Here is a 19,421-nt window from a genome sequence, read left to right on the forward strand (position 1 = left end):
TAGGGGTATCCCAAAGTACCAAATCGTGATTGTTTTAGGTGCGTTCTTGTCGCCAGAGGAAATAGCCGGCCAATAGGGCCAAAGCCAGTGTCGGCAACATCGCCGCCAAGAGTGGTGGCAAGCGATACAACTCGCCAATATACGCCATCATTTGGTTAATAAAATTAAACGTGACGCCCAGCAAAATCCCTAGGAAGATCTTCACACCCACATTGCCACTGCGGCGCTGACCTAGCGCAAACGGCAAAGCGATCAGCATCATCACCACACAGGCCACCGGATAAAAGATCTTGCTCCACATTGCCAGCTCGTAGCGCGTAGTGCTTTGTCGGTTTTGTTTGAGGTGGTCGATGTATTGGGCCAGAGCCGAGACGGCCATTTCTTTGGGCTTAATCATCAACACCGCCAGCATTTTCGGGTCCAGCGAGCTAGTCCATGCCGATTGGGCGGCTTTGCTTACCTGAACCTGATCGATAAAAAAGCGCGTTTGCACCACGTTTTCGAGCTGCCATTGCCCATCACCTTGGTATACCGCGCGCTCGGCATCTAAGGTTTTCAGCAGTTGGTGGCGGTGATCGTGCACATAAATGCGCAAGCCCTGCAACGTGAAATCCGGCTGCATGGCGGCCACATTGATGATCTGATCATCGTTTTTCACCCAGACGCCAGAGCGAAAGCGGCCAAACAGTAATGATTCTTTGGCGGCCACCTGATAGCGCGTCGCCGCGTCATTACTGACCGGCGCCAGATATTCGCCGGTGACAAAAGTGAGTGCCCCAAAGGCCACGCCGCCCACGACGAGCCAGCGCACCAGGCGCAGCATCGACACCCCCGCCGCGCGCATCACCGTCATCTGCGAAGTATCGGTCAAGCTAGACAGCGCAAAGATGCTGCCGATCAATAAAGACACCGGCAGTAGCTCATAGGCCCGGGATGGGGCGCTGAGCAAGACATACACCAGCGCATGCTGAAACTGATAGCTGCCCTTGCCCACATCGCGCAATTCGCCAATCAGATCAAAAAAGACAAATAGCCCCAGCAGCACCAGCAAGGTGAGCAACACATACCAGCTAATGGTGCTTAATACATAACGCCCTAACCGGCTCATTTCAGCCCCTTACCTTACTACGCCACACATACAGCCCAACCGTCAGCAGCGCCGCCGCAGCGTGCAGTGGCCACATCCCCAGCCAGCCTGGCACCCTGCCCGTGGCAATCCAGGCCTGCAGCACATTCATGGCGTTGTAATACGAAAAAGCCAGCAAGGCCGCGAATAGAATATTGAACGAGCGCCCGCCACGCGGGTTGGCAAAAGCCAGCGGCACCGCCGCCAGCAACAATATCAACGCCTGAATCGGCAGCGCTAGCCGCCAATGCAATTCGGCCCAGCGCTGGGGGGTTAGCTCTTTTACCAGCTCGCTGGTGCGCATGGCCTCAATCGCCGGACTGGTCACCGGGCGACTAGGCTCATCGAGGCGGATTTTGCCATCGCTAAAGGCCAGAATATCGTATTGCGCCGCCCCGGGCGTGGCTTGATATGATTTCGCCTGCTTGAGCCACAGCCAGCGATCACCGTTGTCGTCGACCTCAATTCCGCCCTGTTCGGCCAGCACGGTGGTTAGCTTGCCGTCGCGGCGAATCTGCATAAACACATTTTCGCCCTCGCCGCGCTCGCTGGAAAAATTCTCGATAAAGTACACCCGATCGGCATTGCGCGATTCGCGAAACACGCCCGGAGCCACTTGGGTCACTTCTTCGTTTTTCAGGCTGGTTTCGCGGTATTCGCGTCCTTTGAGTTGCGCCCAGGGCGAGACGATCAGCGACAACGCGGCGATCAGCAGCACCACCGGTACCCCCAACTGCAAAACCGGCGGAATGAAGCTGTAAATCGAGCGCCCGGCCGAAAACCAGACAAACATCTCATGATCACGCCACAAGCGCGTAATCACGGTGAGGATGGTAATAAACAACATCAGGGAAAACAGCAGGGGCAAGTAGCGCACGGCGGTAAAACCCATTACCGCCCACACGGCCGAACTAGCGAGAGCGCCCAGCGCGGCCTCGCCCAATAGGCGCACCACTTGCGAGGTCATTACGATCAGCAGCAAAACAATAAACAGGCCAAAGGCCAGCCATGTCATTTCATGGATCAGGGTTTTGCGAAAAAGCATCGGCGATTGTCTTTTGACTTGACGGTGGTGGAAGTGAATAATCGATTAGTTATCGAAATTGCCCCGGAGCAGCAAAGATGGAATTTACCATAGTTTCCCCCGCCCCCGAATCTGCGGATTGTTTAGTATTACCGGTTTGCGGTGAAAAGCTACCCGCCTTTGGCAAGGAACTGGATATCACCGCCGGCGGCATTCTGAGCCAGGCGATTCAAGATGGTGAACTGGCCGCCAAAGCCGGTGCCGTACTGAGCCTTGGCCTCCCAGCGGGCCTGGATTTCAAACGCGTCATTTTGGCGCAATTGGGTAAAGAGCCCACCGAAGCGGCCGTGCGCGACACCGCGCGCGCGCTGGCCAAAGCCCTGCTCGCCAGCAGCAACGCCAGCGTCTGCGTGGCCCTGAGCGCCGCCGGCTACAAAAAACAAGACCAGCAAGCCGTGGCCCAAGAAGTGGTAAACGCCCTGATGCTGGAAGCCTATCGCTGCGAGCAGTTCAAATCTGAGCCAGCCCCAGCTAGTAAATTAGCCACCGTCAGCCTGCTAGCGCCGAAAAAAGCCGATCTGGCCGAAGTAGAAGCCGGCCTCACTTATGGCTTGGCACTGGGCCATGGCATGAATCTGACCCGCGATCTGGGCAATCTGCCACCGAATGTCTGCACCCCAGCTTATCTGGCAGAAACCGCCGTGCAACTGGCCGAGCTGTTTGATTTCTCGGCACATGTGCTGGAGCAAGAAGAGCTCGAACAACTGAAAATGGATTCCTTCCTTGCCGTAGCCAAAGGCTCGGTCGTGCCACCGAAGCTGATCGTGCTGGAATACCGCAATGCCGATAAAAAAACCAAGCCAGTGGCCCTGGTCGGCAAAGGCATCACCTTTGATTCGGGCGGCATTTCGCTCAAGCCGGGCGAAGGCATGGACGAGATGAAATACGATATGTGCGGCGCCGCGACCGTGCTGGGCGTATTCCGCGCTGTGGCCGAGCTGGATTTGAAAATCAATCTGGTCGGCGTGATTGCCGCATGCGAAAACATGCCAGCGGGCAATGCGGCCAAACCGGGCGATATCGTCACCACCATGAGTGGCCAAACGGTCGAAATTCTGAATACCGATGCCGAAGGCCGGCTGATTTTGTGCGATGCGCTGACCTATGTGCAGCGTTTCGAGCCCGCCAGCATCATCGACATTGCCACCCTCACTGGCGCCTGCATTATTGCGCTGGGCCACACCACCACCGGCCTGTTTGCTAACGACGACGAGCTGGCGCACGCCCTGCTCAAAGCCGCCAAACAAGCCGATGACAAAGCGTGGCAGCTGCCGCTGTTCGATGAATATCAAGAGCAGCTCAAATCCAACTTTGCCGATATGGCCAATATCGGTGGCCGTCCAGCGGGCTCGATTACCGCTGCCGCCTTCCTCTCACGCTTTGTGAAAGAGCAAAAATGGGCGCATCTGGACATCGCCGGCACCGCCTGGAAATCAGGCGCAGCCAAAGGCGCCACTGGCCGGCCAGTACCTTTGCTGCTGAAATACCTGAGCAATCTGTAACCCTTAGGGTATCGCCTTGCAGGCCATTTTCGACAAAGCCCGCAAGGCAATACCCAGTACACCATGACCGAAATCTCGTTTTATTTTAATGTCAGCTCGCGCGAAAGCGCCTTGTGCCAACTGGCAGGCAAAGCCATTGCCGCTGGCAAAACGGTGTGGATCCTCACCGGCTCGCCCGCCGCCAGCGCCGCGCTGGATCGTCTATTGTGGGAAGTGCCCGCCACCGGCTTTCTGCCACACTGTGCCGCCGATGATGCAATGGTCGGGCTAACACCCATCGTGATTGATCACCGGGTAGAATTGCTGCACGATCGCGATGTGCTATTCAACTGGACTGACCATGTTGTCACCCAGCTTGAGCGCTGCGCCCGTCTGATCGAAATTGTCGATACTGATGAAGACCTAAAACTGGCCGCCCGCCAGCGCTGGACTGCCTACAAACAACTAGGCTACGCGCCGCAGGGCACCGACATGCAGGAGCTATACCGTGCCCGAGCAGAATCCGCCGGCTGACGATTCGGTCAATCCACTCTTTAACAAGATGGATGCCCTGATGGCCCGCCATCGGCATGGTGCCGCCCCGCAGCAGGATGATATTCCGGTCCTCACCGAAGTGGCCCGCGCGCCGCAGCCGGTCAGTGATGATGATATTCCCGCGCTTACCGAGGTGGTTGAGCTCGATCTGGCCGACAAAATCGCGCATCTGGAACGCGAATGGGTGCACGATCATCGCGAGCCGGACATTAGCCATCTCGATGCCGAGATTCCGCTGGTAGCCAGCAAAGCCAAGCCTTCGCTCGATATCGAACCGCTGCCATTTCGCCCCAACCCGGCCCGCGCCGAAGCGCAAGCAAATGCCCCCGTACCGGCCGAGCCCGCGGTAGCGCCTGCGGTGCAGGTGAAACCTGCCACCGCCCCAGCTAGCCCAACCCGGCCCGAAACCGCCGCCCGCTGGCCACGCATTGATACGCCAAGCCCGAAAAGCAGCGCCCCCAGCTTGACCATCCCCAGCGCGCCAACGGCCGCAGCAGCCAATAATAGTGCGCCGCAATTTCTGGATTTGCCACTGCTCGATCTCACCGCCCTGAACGAGCCCCCCCGCGAGTTACTGGATTTGCCCGAGCTGGCCATCCACACCCCGCGCGATCCGGAAGCGCTGGTCGAGCCGGAATTTATCGCTACCGATTTGGTATTGCCGCTGGACGAGCTGCCCATCCTGAGCGTAGCGGAGCCCGTCACGATTGGTGATTTCCAGCAAGTGCTGGCGCAAACCAGCGCCGCCGCTGCGGAAATTCCGCAACTCGATCTGGACGCGCTACTCCAGCCCTTGGACAGCAATCCAGAACTGCAAGACGACACCACGCCGAGCGTGGCCGACGCCGAGATCGCACTTGCGCCCGAACAGAGCGAAGTCATCGAAATTGCGCCACCAGCAACACTGACTGAGCCGCCGGCAGTATCGCCACTGCACGCAGAGCCCCTGCACGCAGCCCCCCAGCCAAGCGCCGCTCAGCCCGATCTAGTCAGCAGTTCAGACTTCAGCCTACCGGCCACCTCCAATTTGGCCAGCGAGCCAACACTGGCAACCGAGGATGACCTCAGCATTAGTCTTGGGGATGAAATCCACCTGACCATTGCCGATCTGGCGCCCGCCGCGCCCGTACTCACCGAGTGGGCAGCGCCCGCGCTGGAGGCCACGGCCCTTAGTCTGAACGACACCCCTCTAGAGCAAACCATCACTAACACCGGCATGGTTGCCGGGTTAGCTTCAACGCCAGCGCCAAGCGCAGGGGTAGAAACACCTGACGCCTTAGCGGACGGCACGCATCGCATCGCTTCACCGCTGGCCGCGCCTGAGCAACCTACCGCGTCCGCCGCCGGCGCGATGGAATGGGCCGCTGTTCCCGATTTGCCACCCGCCGCCAGCTTTGAAGCGAGCAAAACGGCGCAACCCAATACCACACCGTCCAGCGCCAGCCTGCACTGGGACGATGAAGAAGAGCTGGTTTTATACGCCGCTCCGGCCGCGCCGCAAGCGCATATCGATCTGGATGCCAGCGAACCTAGCCTGAGCTTTATCGAGCCAGCGGTGCGCCCCCTTGCCATCTCCTCGACTCTGGCAGAAGCAAGCAGCGAAAGCACAACCTCAGCCCAGTTGCCAGGCGCCGCGGAAACAGCAAGCCCCGCACCTGAGCAGCGGCCCGAAACGATTGCTGCAGCGGACGACATTACTGACCTGCAGCCACTCGAACACGATACGCCTGCCAGTATCGCCACAGCAGCCTTACCAGATGAGCCAAGCGAAGCCATACCCCCAACGCTCAATCAGCATGCGATTGATGACATCACGGCCATGGTCGGTGCGCAGCTGGCGATTGATATTGCCAGTGAAGTTGAACAGCTGGCTAAACAGCATTTCAGTACGCTGATGAATCAGCTGTATGAAGAAACGCTCCGCAAGCTCACCACCCAGATCAGCCTTGATCTAGAAGCCCAGCTCGCGCCGCGCATTAGCGAGTTGGTGCAGGCCGAGCTGCGCAGCAAAGGCCTACTTTAAGCCCGCAAACCAAGGGTATTGCCTTCCAAAGCTCATCAATAAAGGCTTCTGCGGCAATACCCACTCACCAAACTACTACCCCGCACCCTATCCAGCCCCTCACGCCGCCGCCACGCGCACCCACTTGCGCAACTGACGTATAATCTGGGGTTTCGCGTATTTTTGAGCACGCCGACATGGAACTCGCCAAGAGCTTCGAACCACAGAATATCGAATCACGCTGGTATCCGTTCTGGGAAAGCCAGGGTTACTTCAAGCCCAATATGGACCTCGCCCGCGAGGCCTTCTGCATTCAGCTGCCACCACCCAATGTGACCGGCACGCTGCACATGGGCCACGCCTTCAACCAGACCGTGATGGATGGCCTGACCCGCTACCACCGCATGAAGGGTGAAAACACCCTGTGGCTGCCGGGCACCGACCACGCGGGGATCGCCACCCAGATCGTGGTCGAGCGCCAACTGGATGCCAAAGGCACTTCCCGCCATGAATTAGGCCGCGCCGCTTTCCTCGACAAAGTCTGGGAATGGAAACAGGAATCGGGCAATACCATCACCCAGCAAATGCGCCGCATGGGCGCTTCGGTGGATTGGGATCGCGAATACTTCACCATGGACGACAGCATGTCGACCGCCGTGATCGAAGCCTTTGTGCGTTTGTACAACGAAGGCCTGATCTACCGCGGCAAACGCCTGTCGAACTGGGATGCCAAATTGGGCACCGCCATTTCGGATCTGGAAGTCATTTCCGAAGAAGAAAACGGCTCGATGTGGCATATCAAATATCCGGTGGTGGATTCGGATGAATTCATCATCGTGGCCACCACCCGCCCGGAAACCCTGCTGGGCGACGTGGCCGTGGCCATTGCACCGGACGACGAGCGCTATCAGCATCTGCTGGGCAAACAGGTTGAGCTGCCGCTCACCGGCCGGCAAATTCCGATCATTGCCGATGAATATGTGGATAAAGCCTTTGGCACCGGTTTTGTGAAAATCACCCCGGCCCACGACTTTAACGACTATCAGGTGGGCAAGCGCCACAACACGCAGCTGATCAATGTGATGAGCCTGCAAGCGACAATTCTGGCCAAAGCCCAGATCTTCAGCTTTGACGGTGCCGCCTTGGGCAGTCTCGATTTACCGGCCGCCTACGCCGGCCTCACCACCGGCGAAGCCCGCAAAGCCATGCTGGCCGATCTGGAAGCACAAGGGCTGTTGCTGGACACCAAACCACACAAACTGATGGTGCCGCGCGGCGACCGTACCGGTACGGTGATCGAGCCGCTGCTGACCGATCAATGGTTTGTGGCGATGAGCAAACCGACCGAGGATGGCCGCAGCATTACCGACAAAGCCCTCGACGTGGTGAAAAACGGCGAAGTGCAGTTTGTGCCTGCTGATTGGGTGAATACCTATTACGCCTGGCTGAATAATATTCAGGATTGGTGTATCAGCCGCCAGCTGTGGTGGGGTCATCAGATTCCGGCCTGGTATGACGAAGATGGCCAAGTGTATGTCGCCCGCACTGAAGCCGAAGCCCAAGCGCAAGCCCCGGGCAAAACACTGCGCCGTGAAGACGACGTGCTGGATACCTGGTTTAGCTCGGCACTAGTGCCGTTCTCGAGCCAAGGCTGGCCGCAGGAAACACCGGAATTGGCGGCGTTCTTGCCATCATCCGTGCTGGTGACCGGCTACGACATTATTTTCTTCTGGGTGGCCCGGATGATTATGATGACCACGCATTTCACTGGCAAAGTGCCATTCAAGCATGTGTATGTGCATGGCTTGGTGCGTGATGCGGAAGGGCAGAAAATGTCCAAATCCGAAGGCAATGTGCTGGATCCGGTTGATTTGATCGATGGCATTGCGCTAGAGCCGCTGCTGGAAAAACGCACCACCGGTCTGCGTCGCCCAGAGAAAGCGCCCAAAGTCGCCGAAAAAACCAAGAAAGAATTCCCGGATGGCATCCCGGCCTATGGCGTAGACGCGCTGCGCTTTACCTTTGCGTCGCTCGCCTCATTGGGCCGCTCGATCAACTTTGACCAGAAACGCTGCGAAGGCTATCGCAATTTCTGCAATAAGATCTGGAACGCCACCCGCTTTGTGCTGATGAACATCGAGGGCAAAGATTGCGGTCTGCAAGACGGCGCCGAGCTGGATTACAGCTTCCCTGATCTGTGGATTATTGGCCGCCTGCAACAAGCCGAAAGCCAGATTACCGAAGCGCTCGACACTTTCCGTTTTGACTTGGCTGCGCAAGCGATTTACGAGTTTGTCTGGAACGAATACTGCGACTGGTATATTGAGCTGGCCAAAGTGTCGACGCAAACCGGCACCGAGGCCCAGCAACGCGCTACCCGCCGCACGCTGATCCGGGTGCTGGAAACGATTCTGCGCCTCACGCATCCGATCATGCCGTTCATAACCGAAGAGCTGTGGCAAACCGTGGCGCCGCTGGCCGGCAAAAAAGACAGCGAATCACTGATGCTGGCCCAATGGCCGGTGGCAGATCTATCCCGGGTGGATGCGGTCGCCGACGCCAAGGTCGAAACGCTGAAAGCCTTGGCCTTTGCCGCCCGTAATCTGCGCGGTGAAATGGGCTTATCGCCAGCAGTCAAAGTGCCGATGTTCCTCGAAGGCAGCACAGAGATGGCCGAGTTTGCGCCTTATCTGAAGCCACTGGCCAAACTGTCGGAAGTGAATATCGTGGCCGCGCTGCCCGCCGATGATGCGCCGGTGGCCGTCGCCGGCACCACGCGCATGATGCTGAAAGTGGAAGTGGATAAAGCCGCTGAAACCGCCCGCCTGAATAAGGAAATCGGCAAAACCACCGACACCCGCGACAAGCTGGTGGCCAAGCTGGAAAAACCAGGTTACACCGACAAAGCACCGGCACACTTGGTCGAAAAAGACCGGGCACAGCTGGCCGAGCTAGATGACAAACTGGCTAAACTGGCCGCGCAACTGGCCAAGTTGCAATAAAATTGCGCTACAAAAAACGGCCTTCGGGCCGTTTTTTATCGCCCAGCCCTTTAATTTTGCGGCGCATTGCCGATAAGCAAAAGCCCTCACTCTGACCACCCGCCCGCATGCGCAAATACCTGCTCAGCTCTGACCCCAACACTGAAGGCATCCGCCGGCGACGGCTCGGGCAATTTATCACCATTACCATCGTGGCCCTACTGATCAGCAGCGCGCACAATGTGTTTTTTGGCAACTGGCGCGATGCCATTTTGCTGGTGAGCGGCGCAGTGCTGACGCTAGGCGCCTACGGCATGGCCAAGCGCGGCTATACCCAAGCTGCATCCGCCACCTTCACCCTCAGCCTACTGGCCGTGCTGGCGGCCATTCATTGGCTCAGTACCGGCACCCACGACCCGACACTACTGGCCTACCCTGCCCTCATGGTTTTTACCGGCCTGCTGTGTGCGCCGTGGCTATTCTGGCTTGAGTTTGCACTAATCATGCTCAATATCACCTTGCTGGTGATTGCCGAGGCGCAAGGCTGGCGCGTGGCCAAAGAAGCGCTTCCGGGCTGGCCATTCTGGATTGATGTCACCCTGATTATGGTGACGGTGAGCATGAGTATTGCGCTGATCATGCGCGATTTTCGCCATGCGCTGGCTTCGCTACGCAGTGAAAATCAACGCGTACGCCGCTCTCAAAAAGAAGTGGAGTTTCTGGCTAGCCACGATGCACTCACCAAGCTGCCCAACCGGCTACTGGCGCGCGATCGCTGCGAGCACGCCCTGGCTTTGGCCCGCCGTGCGCACAAGCAAACCGCCTTGCTGTATATCGATCTGGATAACTTCAAAACCATCAATGACTCCTTGGGGCATGCCGCCGGCGATCAGCTGCTGCTCACCATGAGCGAGCGGTTGCAAACCTGCGTGCGTGAAAGCGATACGGTGGCGCGCCAAGGCGGGGATGAGTTTTTGATTATTCTGGAATGCATTCCGGCACCGGAAATCGCCGCCGACATTGCCAAGCAGGTGATCCAGCGTCTGGCCGAGCCGCTGGCCCTCGGCCCGCTGAACATTACCGCTACCTGCTCGATCGGCGTCGCCGTCGCCCACGATCAGCAGGATGACTTTGATAGCCTGCTACAAAAAGCCGATATGGCGATGTACCGGGCCAAGGGCGCCGGGCGCAATGCATTCCGGATTTACGATGACAGCATGAACACCAAAGCCACGGAGCAGCTGGAGCTGGCCTCGAAAATGCGCGTGGCGCTGATCAAGTCGGAATTCACCCTGCACTACCAACCCCAATTTGATTTGCGCAGCGGCCAAATTATCGGCGCGGAGGCGCTGGTGCGCTGGCGCCACCCAGAGCTCGGCTTAGTCCCGCCAGGGAAGTTTATTCCGGTCGCAGAAAATTCTGGGCTGATCGTCGAGATGGGTGAATGGATTGTGCTGGAGGCCTGCCGACAGGCCAAGTGCTGGCTAGACGAAGGCCTCGGTGAATTAGTGGTCGGGATTAATATCTCGCCAATCCAGTTTCGCCGTGGCGATGTGGAGCAGCTAATCAATCACGCCCTCGCGCAAACGGGCTTACCGGCGCACCTGCTGGAGCTAGAGCTTACCGAATCATTGCTACTGGAAGACTCGGCCCACCTGAAAACCATTCTGCAAAATCTACGTAGCCTAGGCATCAGTTTTTCGATTGATGATTTTGGCACGGGATATTCCAATCTGAGCTACCTCAAGCATTTTGAAGTCGAGCGCCTCAAGATTGATCAATCATTTATCCGCCGCCTGAGCGATGACGCGCATGATGAGGCCATTGTGCGGGCAATTATTCAAGTGGCAGATAGCCTGAACCTACACCTGATCGCAGAAGGGATTGAGGACACCCGCACCCTCACCAAGCTGCAAGAGCTTGGGTGCGAGCAAGGCCAGGGCTTTTTGTGGTCGCCAGCAATTACCGCAAGCGAATTCAAACGCTATGTGCAGCAGCATCAAGCCAGCCCCTCGCCGGCAGCCTAATCGGCAATAGCCGGCGCGCCACCGGCCATCGATTCGCCTGAGGGCTATTTCACTTCAGGGGGCTCTCCCGCCCCTCCAAAGTGTTTCTTTTTAGAAACACGACACCCTATCAAGGCAATATTCCAGCACTTTTTGTTCAGCAACCCGCCAAACGGCAGGTGCTGCGGCACCCGCGGCTGATCTTGTTACACTTTGCCATCCTTAGACCAACGGGCAGCAAAGATGGAAATAAAAACATATAAAAATCATACAATTAAAATCATCATCACCCGCACACCCCACCGCGCTCGCCCTTACTTAATCTCGCAATAACTTACATAGGCTTCGCCTGCCGACCTTCCATTCGCCAAAGCCTCACGTTAAGCAGCCCAAATTGGGCTTCGCGTCAAGATGGTTTATTCATTAAGGGTATCGCGCCTATTTACGTTGAAAATCAGAATATTCTAATATTTTGAAAACCAGAGGGTATCCCAGTGCGCAAAGAAATCGGATTCACACTCATCGAAATGATGATCGTGGTGGCCTTGCTCGGCATTATTGCCGGGATTGCCGCCCCCAGCTTAGCCATGTTTGCCAAAAACAGCGCCCTGAGCGGCGCCTCAGAAGATCTGCTGAATGTGTTTAGCTACGCCAAAACAGAGGCGATCAAACGTGGCACCAGTATTTCGGTCTGCAACTCGGCCAATCCAACGGCCGATACGCCAACTTGCGTCACCAGCACGCCCAACTGGACTACAGGCTGGCTCGTTTTCCTAGATGCAGATGGCGACAGTAGCTACGACTCGGGCGAGACACTGCTGCAGATCGGCCACGCAGTGAAAAACGTCAGCAGCATCAGCGTGAGCAACAACACCAAAGCGCTGCGCTTTCGTTCAGTGGTGTTAGCCGGCAGCAGCGATACCGTGTTTACCCTATGTAACAGCGGCGCCAAGGCACGCACAGTAACGGTCGACAAGGTTGGCCGCATCCGTCGTGATCTGGGCACAACCTGCAGCTAGGAGCCCGCAATGAAACAAGGTGGCATGATCATGATCGAGGTGCTGGTATCGTTAGTGGTACTGGCGGTAGGGATTTTGGGGCTAGCCTCGTTGCAGGCGTATTCGCTGCGTGCGACGCAAAGCTCCTATTTACGCTCAGTGGCCAGCGACTTAGCCAGCAGTCTAGCTGAGCAGGTACAGGCCAATCGGGCCAAAACCATCGCCTCCACCGAAGCGGGCGCAGATGCCCGCTACTACGGCACTGGCGCACCACTGCTGCCCAAATCCCCCGACTACGCCCGTTTTACCTGCACCTTCAATACCACCACCAGCCGTTTCGGCTGTGCCAATGCCACCGGGTACACCCCAGAAAGCAGCAGCAATAGTACAACTCTCGCCCGCGCGGAGCTCGCAGCCTGGCTTGACCTCGTGGCGGCATCGTTACCCCTTGGTAGTACTGGTGGAGCGGTTATTTGCCGTGATACGACGCCGGACGACGGTACTGAACCCGTGCGCGATAGCACCAGCGAAGATTTCGCGGCCAAAACCGGCTGCCTACCCAGCACTAATGCGGCCTACGCGACAGCACCCTTTGTCGTCAAAATTTGGTGGCAGGACGAAAAGCCGACCAAAGAGGATCCAACCCCGGATCTAACCCGCTTCTCGCTGACGATTTCCTAGGGGGCAGCATGTTTAAACCTCGCCAATCCGGCTTTACCCTCGTTGAACTGATGGTCGGCTTAACGCTGGCTTTGTTGCTCACACTGGGGATCGCGAATATTTATCTGCAAACCCGGCAAACCTTTCGCAGCCAGACTGCGCTGGCCCGGATGACCGAAGATGGCAAATATGCGCTCGCGACCTTGCAACGCATGATTTATCAGGCGGGCTTTCAAAATACCGCCAATATGACCGCAGCGGCGGCCACAGCTTTTCCGGCTGGCTATGGCATGACGGCTGGCGCCTTTATCAAAGGCACCAGTACCAGCGTCGACCTGCGCTTTCTGGGTGACACCGAAGGCAATATGGTGACTTGTGCGCAAGACACGAGCGGCAATGCCGATTACCCGGCACTAAAACTCAACCAGCAATATGCCTATCGGCTCAGCTTTCAAAACAATCAGCTCAGCTGCGGCACATTGAATAGCGCCGGCACAACAGTGACTGACTCGCAGGTGCTGGCGGACAATATCATTGACTTCAAGCTCACCTATGGCGTGGACAGCGATGGCGACCGGCTGGCCGATAGCTACACCGACAGCCCCACCAACTGGGCCAATGTCTATGCGGTACGCGCCTGTATGGTCGTGCGTAGCAGTGACGACAAAATTACCGTGAGCAGCTCGGGCAAAACCTACCTGAACTGCGATTTCCCTAACCACGCACAGCAATCAGTGGACGATAGTGACGGTCACCTCTACCGCACCTTCTCGACCACTTTGTATTTGCGTAACAAGACCAATTAGGGAGGCCACATGCGCTCAACGCATACCCAGCATGGTTTTGTGCTGATCACCAGCATTGTGTTTCTGGTGGCAATCACCATCACAGTAGTCTACGCCGTCCGCAGCGCGACCTTACGGGAGCACTCGGCCGGGAATAACCGCGCCCGTGCACAAGCATTTGAAATGGCCCAGCTGGCCATGCGCCGTGCGCAAGCCCAGTTAACCGAAGAAGTGATTTTTCCAGCCTCTGGCTGCAGTAATGGCCTTTGCAACAAAGAAGACGCCACCAAAACCTACCTGCTCAATAGTACCAACTGGGGTAGTGGCACGGGCACCTGCGCCATCGACAACACCAGCTGCAACAAGATCAAAGGTGGCAACACGGCCATCACCCAGACCGTGGCAGGCGTAGCCGCCCAGCCACGCTGGGCGATTCGCGACATGAATAACAATGTCCAGGGCGACTGCACCTATTACGAAGTCTGGGCGCAAGGCACCGGCGCCGACGCCAATAGCTCGGTATTACTGAAATCGATTGTCAAAGCTTGCGAGAGCTAAGGAGTCTGATCATGCAACGCACCACTTTATCTCTCATGCTCAGCCTGCTATTTCTGCCCGTATTCGCGCAGGCGGTGGCACTGAATAACCTGACCCAGGGCGGGCGCGACCCATTCACCCCGCTGTATCAGTCCTCCAATGAGCCACCGCTGAATATGCTGGTGTTGGGTAAAGATCATCGGCTGTATTACGAGGCCTACAACGACGCATCCGATCTGGATGGGGATGGCGTTTACGATGTGGGTTACCAAGGCTGGCGGGTCAAACCAGGCTATAGCGAAGGTAAAGGCAACTTCAAGATCGATTACTACGGCTATTTCGATAGCTATAAGTGCTACAGCTACAACAGCAGTAACTCGCGCTTTGAACCCATTAACACCACCAGCAATAAAAAATGCCGCAGTTTCAGCAGCGCGCGCTGGAGTGGTGACTTTCTCAATTACCTCACCACCTCACGGATTGACGCCATTCGCCGGGTCTTGTATGGCGGCAAACGCAGTACGGATACCGCCAGCGACACCGTACTGGAGCGCACATTCATCCCGCAGGATGCGCACAGCTGGGGTAAGGAGTATATGAGCGTAGCCGTTGATGGCTATGACATTCAGGACTATACCCCAATGGCTTTACCTGCATCCGGTCGGCGCCACCTGTTTGCCAACACTACGCGCTGCACCCCGAATGGCTGCCAGACCAGTTATCTCAACCCACCGCTTTTGCGCACCATTAAAGACAGCAACCGCCGGGTATGGGAATGGCTCAGTATCGAGCGCCCAGTGGCGGATGCCCAATATGCGGATGGCTCGAATAACCGCGTCAACATCCCGACCAGCGATCTCACCGATTATGTCGTGCGCGTACAAGTCTGCAAAACCGGTCTGCTCGAAGACGAGTGCAAGCGCTATGGCACTTCCTACAAGCCCTATGGCCTGATCCAGCAATACGGCGATGCCGATGGCATGCGCTTTGGACTCTTTACCGGCAGCTACTCAGACAACACCCAAGGCGGGGTGCTGCGTAAAAATATCGGTAGCATCAGCGACGAAATCAACGCTAGCAATGGCACCTTCACTAGCACCGTCGGCATTATCCGCAATATCGACAATATGCGGATCGAGGGTTTTTCTAATAGTCGCGAATACTATGGCGTCAGTACCAATGATGATGACTGTAGCTATGGCAATGCGTTTTCTAAGCAACTGAACAATGGCCGTTGCAGTAGCTGGGGCAACCCAGTCGCAGAAATGCTATGGGAAACCGTGAAATACTATGCTGGTGGAAGCGCCGGCTATACCAGCGATGCCAAGGGCAACGGCGTTGGCCTTTCGGTTGCCGCCTGGACCGACCCCTATGGCATGAATGGTTCGCAACGCCGCAACCACGTCTGCGCCAAGCCCGTGATCACCCTGCTATCCGATATTTATCCCAATTTCGACGGCAATTTGAGCAATTCCAGCCTGAACGGCAATAGCCTCAATATTCAGAGCACTCTGGACACCATGTGGCAAAGCGAATTTGGCTCAGGCAGCAAGAATGTCATCATTGGTGAGAATGGCACGAATAATGATCAGGCCCCTACCACCAAAGCCGCTAGCAGCTTTTTTGGCCTAAAAGGCTTGCCAGAAGAACCAGGCAAAGCCGGGACTTTCTATAGCGCAGCTGTGGCAGACTTTGCCCGCAAAAATGACATCAATGCAGCGCCATCGAAGCAAACCATTAGCACCTTCTCGATTGCCCTGGCTTCAGCCCTGCCCAAAATCGAGATTCCGGTAGCGGGCCAAAAAGTAGTCTTCACGCCGTTTGCCAAGTCGCCTTCCAATGGCGGTGGCACAGGTAATCAGGGCGACTATCGGCCAACCAATCAGATTGTCGATTTTTACATCGACACCATCCGCAATGTACCCGGCTTTGCCACCGATACGTCGATCAATGCTGGCCGCCCTTACTATAAATTCCGCATCAACTTTGAAGATGTGGAATACGGTGGCGACCATGATATGGATGCCATCGCCGAATATGAAATTCGCCTCTTGGCCAACAACACCATCGAAGTAAAGGTCAACTCGACCTACGCCGCAGGCGGGATTGATCAGCACATGGGCTACGTGGTGTCTGGCTCGACTAAAGATGGCGTGTATCTGGTGGTAAAAGATATTGGTGGCCGCGATGTGAAATACTGGATGGATGCGCTGCCGGCCACTACTGGCAACCCATCGGGCACACCGTTCGGCGCCACCGGCAATATGAGTGCGCTCACCGACACCCGTACCTTCACGCCCAATAGTGCGGCGAGCACCATCACCGACCTGAAGTCACCACTTTGGTACGCCGCTAAATACGGTGGCTTCATTGATGATGACGCAGAAGGGAGCACCAACAAAGATGTTCTGGATAACATTGCCGAATGGGATGCCGATGGTGATGGAGTACCGGATAACTACTTCTTGGTTACCAACCCATTGAAGTTGAAAGAACAGCTAGATCGGGCATTCTCGCGGATTGATTCTACCACCCGCTCCAGTGCCCCAGTAGGTAGCACCGCCGGCAGTAGTTCGCAAAGTTCGGAGTACCGGATTTACCGTACCGCCTACAAAGCCAATCAATGGAGCGGTAATCTGTCGGCGCTCGCGCTGAATACCGATAGCCTGCAACTGGGTACGGTGTACTGGGATGCCAACGACCCCGGCAAACTCATTCCACCGATCGAACGGGTGTTGATGTCCTGGAACCCGGACACCCGCACTGGCCGGGCCTTTGATGCGGCAGCCGAAATGGCGCAGCTCTCATCAGCGCAAAAAGCAGCGCTCAATTACCCAGATGGTGACCCTGGTGGCTTTGTGGTAACCCCGCGCATGGAAGCGCGCGCCAAATACATCCGTGGTGACAACAGCAACGAAGGGACCACCAGCGGTAAATATCGGGTGCGCGAACAAGTCGGGAATGAAACCAACTACATTGCTGACATTCTGGACGCTCAACCCTATGCGGTGGGGCCTGTACCACGCGCCGACTATTATGCCGATACAGGCTACGCAGCATTTGCCAACCAACAGGCCAGCCGGATTAATTTCGTGTATGCCGGCGCCAATGGCGGGGTGTATCACGCCTTTATGGACGACGTGGTCACCAATCAGGAACACAATGGCCGTGAGCGCTTTGGCTATATTCCCTCTTTTGTATTCGACAAGCTGCGCAAGCTCGAAGAGCAATCATATAGCCACGAGTATTACCTGAATGGCCAAACCGCCGTGCAAGATGTTAAAACCGACGATGGCACTTGGCGCACCCTACTGGCCGCTACCACCGGTTTTGGCGGCAAAGGGCTGTTTGCCTTGGATATTAGTAATCCTCTGAGCGTGGGTTCGTCGGTAATTTCCAGCGTCACCCGCTGGGAGTTTTTCAATAGCAACGACACAGCCAAAGGCAGCCCGGATATGGGTTACCAACCATTTAGCCCGCTCATTACCAAGATGAATGATGGCAAATGGTATGTGATTACCGGCAATGGTTTAAACAGCACCACGGGTAGCGCCACCCTGTTTATGCTGGATGTTACTGGCCCGGGCAGCAGTGGGTGGAACGGTAAAGTAGTGAAACTGACGGTCGATGCCACCATCGCGGGCAATAATGGTCTTTTCAGCAATAGCAATGGTTTGTCAGCGCCAACTGCGGCCGACATTGATAGCAATGGCACCGCTGATTACATCTATGCCGGGGATATGTTTGGCAATCTGTGGAAATTTGATGTGAGCAGCACCAACTCCGCGCAATGGCGGGTTGGCCTCGGTGGTAAACCGATGTTCCGTGCCGTGCGGAGTGATAAGGCGCAATCGATTGTGAGCCCACCGGCGATCGCCATGGAGAAAAAGGCCGAATCCTCACTCAGTATCACCAATAAACGGCTGATGGTGTATTTCGGCACCGGCAAGTTTTATGAAGACTGCGACCGTTATAACAGCAGTTGTACCGGACAAGCAGATGCCAATAGTTTCTATGGCATTGTTGATCCAGAACTGAGCATCGGCAGCGATGGGGTAATGACCAATGCCGCAGTGGGCAATAGCTACACCCCACCTGCGCTCACCAACCTAGTCGAGCAAAGAATTGCCCAGTTCAATAGCGCTGATTTGACCAAATTCAATATCCCCGGCTTGCTGCTCAGCGACATTGAGAAATACCGCTGCATCCTGCCGAAAAAAGAGGACGGCACTTTCCAAAGTAATTGCTCCGATGACAATAAATACACAGCTGGCATTCAATATGGCTGGTATGCCAATTTCCCACTTGGGGAAGAGCGTCACGTCGGAATGCCACGGATTTCGGGCGGCACAGTAGTTTTTAACACCATGACGCCAGCCGAAGACGTGAGCAACAGCTGCGCATTTACCTCTAAATCGGGGCTGATGGCACTGAATCTGGATGATGGCGGCCAATCTCGCCCGCGTTTTGTGATTACCAATAGTGGCACCGGCACCAAAGTCAGCATTAATAATGTCGGCTTTTTGTCGACTACCTCGACCCCGAACGGGACAACCACCATCAAAGGCTCGATTCCTTCAGGCCTCAATGATGAACGGGGCTTTGGCCGCAACTATAACGGTAAGAAATCCACCAGCGCGTGTGAAAAAGCCATCGACGTTGATCCACTAGGCAATGCCACACAGATCAATGTGTGTGACTCACGGGTGGTTGTACCGGTGAACTGGAGCGAGGTAATCAAATAATGACACGCACATTGGCGGCACAACGCGGCTTTACGCTGATCGAGCTGATGATTACGGTGGCGGTGATCGGCATTTTGGCCGCGATCGCGATCCCGAACTATCAGGATTATGTGCGCAAAACCCGGCGGGCAGATGCACAAGGGGTGCTAATGCAAAGCGCACAAATTCTGGAGCGGCGTTTTACCGAAAACAGCCGCTACTCAGCGTCATCCACCTGCCCAACGCCACCGTATACCGAGTCGCCGATTGATGGCAGTACCAAGTATTACGACATCGCGATGAGCAACTGCAGTGCCGATGGCTCCACCTTCACACTCACCGCGACCCCCAAAGGCGCGCAAAGTGGCAACGGCATTCTGGAGCTGCGGCACACCGGTCGCAAAGCCTGGGATAAAAATAACGATGGCGATACCGCCGATACCGGTGAAGACAACTGGTAAACACGTGCCCCGCTCGGCGCA

At 56.3% G+C, this 19,421-nt stretch carries 13 protein-coding genes; 11 read left to right on the forward strand and 2 right to left on the reverse strand.

The features are described from left to right. Positions 1-34: 34 nt before the first annotated feature. Both lptG and lptF read right to left on the reverse strand, forming a co-directional pair. The gene (lptG, locus tag L991_RS04210; protein ID WP_047392599.1) at positions 35-1,108 is read right to left on the reverse strand and encodes an LPS export ABC transporter permease LptG; all 1,074 of its coding nucleotides are present in this window, start codon (positions 1,106-1,108) and stop codon (positions 35-37) included. A 1-nt stretch (position 1,109) separates the two neighbouring features. After that, positions 1,110-2,171, reverse strand: coding sequence for an LPS export ABC transporter permease LptF (gene lptF / locus L991_RS04215; protein ID WP_047392602.1), 1,062 nt, complete (start codon positions 2,169-2,171; stop codon positions 1,110-1,112). A 77-nt stretch (positions 2,172-2,248) separates the two neighbouring features. Between lptF and L991_RS04220 the strand changes: the two genes are divergently transcribed. The 11 genes from L991_RS04220 to L991_RS04270 all read left to right on the forward strand — a co-directional run bounded on the left by L991_RS04220 (position 2,249) and on the right by L991_RS04270 (position 19,400). Further along, on the forward strand, positions 2,249-3,712 hold the full coding sequence (locus L991_RS04220; RefSeq protein WP_047392604.1) for a leucyl aminopeptidase: 1,464 nt from the start codon (positions 2,249-2,251) through the stop codon (positions 3,710-3,712). A 63-nt stretch (positions 3,713-3,775) separates the two neighbouring features. Further along, the gene (locus L991_RS04225) at positions 3,776-4,225 is read left to right on the forward strand and encodes a DNA polymerase III subunit chi (protein ID WP_047392608.1); all 450 of its coding nucleotides are present in this window, start codon (positions 3,776-3,778) and stop codon (positions 4,223-4,225) included. Next, positions 4,200-6,269, forward strand: a complete 2,070-nt coding sequence (locus L991_RS04230; protein ID WP_047392610.1) for a hypothetical protein — start codon at positions 4,200-4,202, stop codon at positions 6,267-6,269. Before L991_RS04225 ends, L991_RS04230 begins: the two co-directional genes overlap by 26 nt. A gap of 176 nt (positions 6,270-6,445) precedes the next feature. Beyond that, positions 6,446-9,250 carry a valine--tRNA ligase gene (locus L991_RS04235; RefSeq protein ID WP_047392611.1) on the forward strand — a complete coding sequence of 935 codons (2,805 nt, stop codon included), beginning with the start codon at positions 6,446-6,448 and terminating at the stop codon, positions 9,248-9,250. Between the two features lie 107 nt (positions 9,251-9,357). Beyond that, positions 9,358-11,256 (forward strand): bifunctional diguanylate cyclase/phosphodiesterase, encoded by a 1,899-nt coding sequence (locus tag L991_RS04240; RefSeq protein ID WP_052190592.1) that lies wholly within the window; start codon positions 9,358-9,360, stop codon positions 11,254-11,256. Positions 11,257-11,729: 473 nt separating this feature from the next. Beyond that, positions 11,730-12,254 (forward strand): GspH/FimT family pseudopilin, encoded by a 525-nt coding sequence (locus L991_RS04245; RefSeq protein WP_028449995.1) that lies wholly within the window; start codon positions 11,730-11,732, stop codon positions 12,252-12,254. A gap of 9 nt (positions 12,255-12,263) precedes the next feature. Next, positions 12,264-12,914 (forward strand): type IV pilus modification protein PilV, encoded by a 651-nt coding sequence (gene pilV / locus L991_RS04250; RefSeq protein ID WP_028449996.1) that lies wholly within the window; start codon positions 12,264-12,266, stop codon positions 12,912-12,914. 8 nt (positions 12,915-12,922) lie between these two features. After that, positions 12,923-13,699, forward strand: a complete 777-nt coding sequence (locus tag L991_RS04255) for a PilW family protein (RefSeq protein WP_047392613.1) — start codon at positions 12,923-12,925, stop codon at positions 13,697-13,699. A gap of 9 nt (positions 13,700-13,708) precedes the next feature. Further along, the gene (locus L991_RS04260; protein ID WP_047392615.1) at positions 13,709-14,236 is read left to right on the forward strand and encodes a PilX N-terminal domain-containing pilus assembly protein; all 528 of its coding nucleotides are present in this window, start codon (positions 13,709-13,711) and stop codon (positions 14,234-14,236) included. A gap of 11 nt (positions 14,237-14,247) precedes the next feature. Further along, positions 14,248-18,960 (forward strand): pilus assembly protein, encoded by a 4,713-nt coding sequence (locus tag L991_RS04265; protein ID WP_052190593.1) that lies wholly within the window; start codon positions 14,248-14,250, stop codon positions 18,958-18,960. Then, positions 18,960-19,400, forward strand: coding sequence for a type IV pilin protein (locus tag L991_RS04270; RefSeq protein ID WP_047392617.1), 441 nt, complete (start codon positions 18,960-18,962; stop codon positions 19,398-19,400). The genes L991_RS04265 and L991_RS04270 overlap by 1 nt, the downstream gene beginning before the upstream one ends. Positions 19,401-19,421 lie beyond the last annotated feature (21 nt).

This window comes from Chitinibacter sp. ZOR0017 (assembly GCF_000799095.1).
Taxonomy (GTDB): Bacteria; Pseudomonadota; Gammaproteobacteria; order Burkholderiales; family Chitinibacteraceae; genus Chitinibacter; species Chitinibacter tainanensis.

Excerpts from the sequence above, each read along its gene's own strand:
- pilV (WP_028449996.1), top strand. The coding sequence starts at position 12,264 with ATGAAACAAGGTGGCATGATCATGATCGAGGTGCTGGTATCGTTAGTG.
- L991_RS04220 (WP_047392604.1), top strand. The coding sequence starts at position 2,249 with ATGGAATTTACCATAGTTTCCCCCGCCCCCGAATCTGCGGATTGTTTA.
- L991_RS04270 (WP_047392617.1), top strand. The coding sequence starts at position 18,960 with ATGACACGCACATTGGCGGCACAACGCGGCTTTACGCTGATCGAGCTG.
- L991_RS04225 (WP_047392608.1), top strand. The coding sequence starts at position 3,776 with ATGACCGAAATCTCGTTTTATTTTAATGTCAGCTCGCGCGAAAGCGCC.
- lptG (WP_047392599.1), bottom strand. The coding sequence starts at position 1,108 with ATGAGCCGGTTAGGGCGTTATGTATTAAGCACCATTAGCTGGTATGTG.
- L991_RS04260 (WP_047392615.1), top strand. The coding sequence starts at position 13,709 with ATGCGCTCAACGCATACCCAGCATGGTTTTGTGCTGATCACCAGCATT.
- L991_RS04235 (WP_047392611.1), top strand. The coding sequence starts at position 6,446 with ATGGAACTCGCCAAGAGCTTCGAACCACAGAATATCGAATCACGCTGG.
- lptF (WP_047392602.1), bottom strand. The coding sequence starts at position 2,171 with ATGCTTTTTCGCAAAACCCTGATCCATGAAATGACATGGCTGGCCTTT.
- L991_RS04265 (WP_052190593.1), top strand. The coding sequence starts at position 14,248 with ATGCAACGCACCACTTTATCTCTCATGCTCAGCCTGCTATTTCTGCCC.
- L991_RS04255 (WP_047392613.1), top strand. The coding sequence starts at position 12,923 with ATGTTTAAACCTCGCCAATCCGGCTTTACCCTCGTTGAACTGATGGTC.
- L991_RS04240 (WP_052190592.1), top strand. The coding sequence starts at position 9,358 with ATGCGCAAATACCTGCTCAGCTCTGACCCCAACACTGAAGGCATCCGC.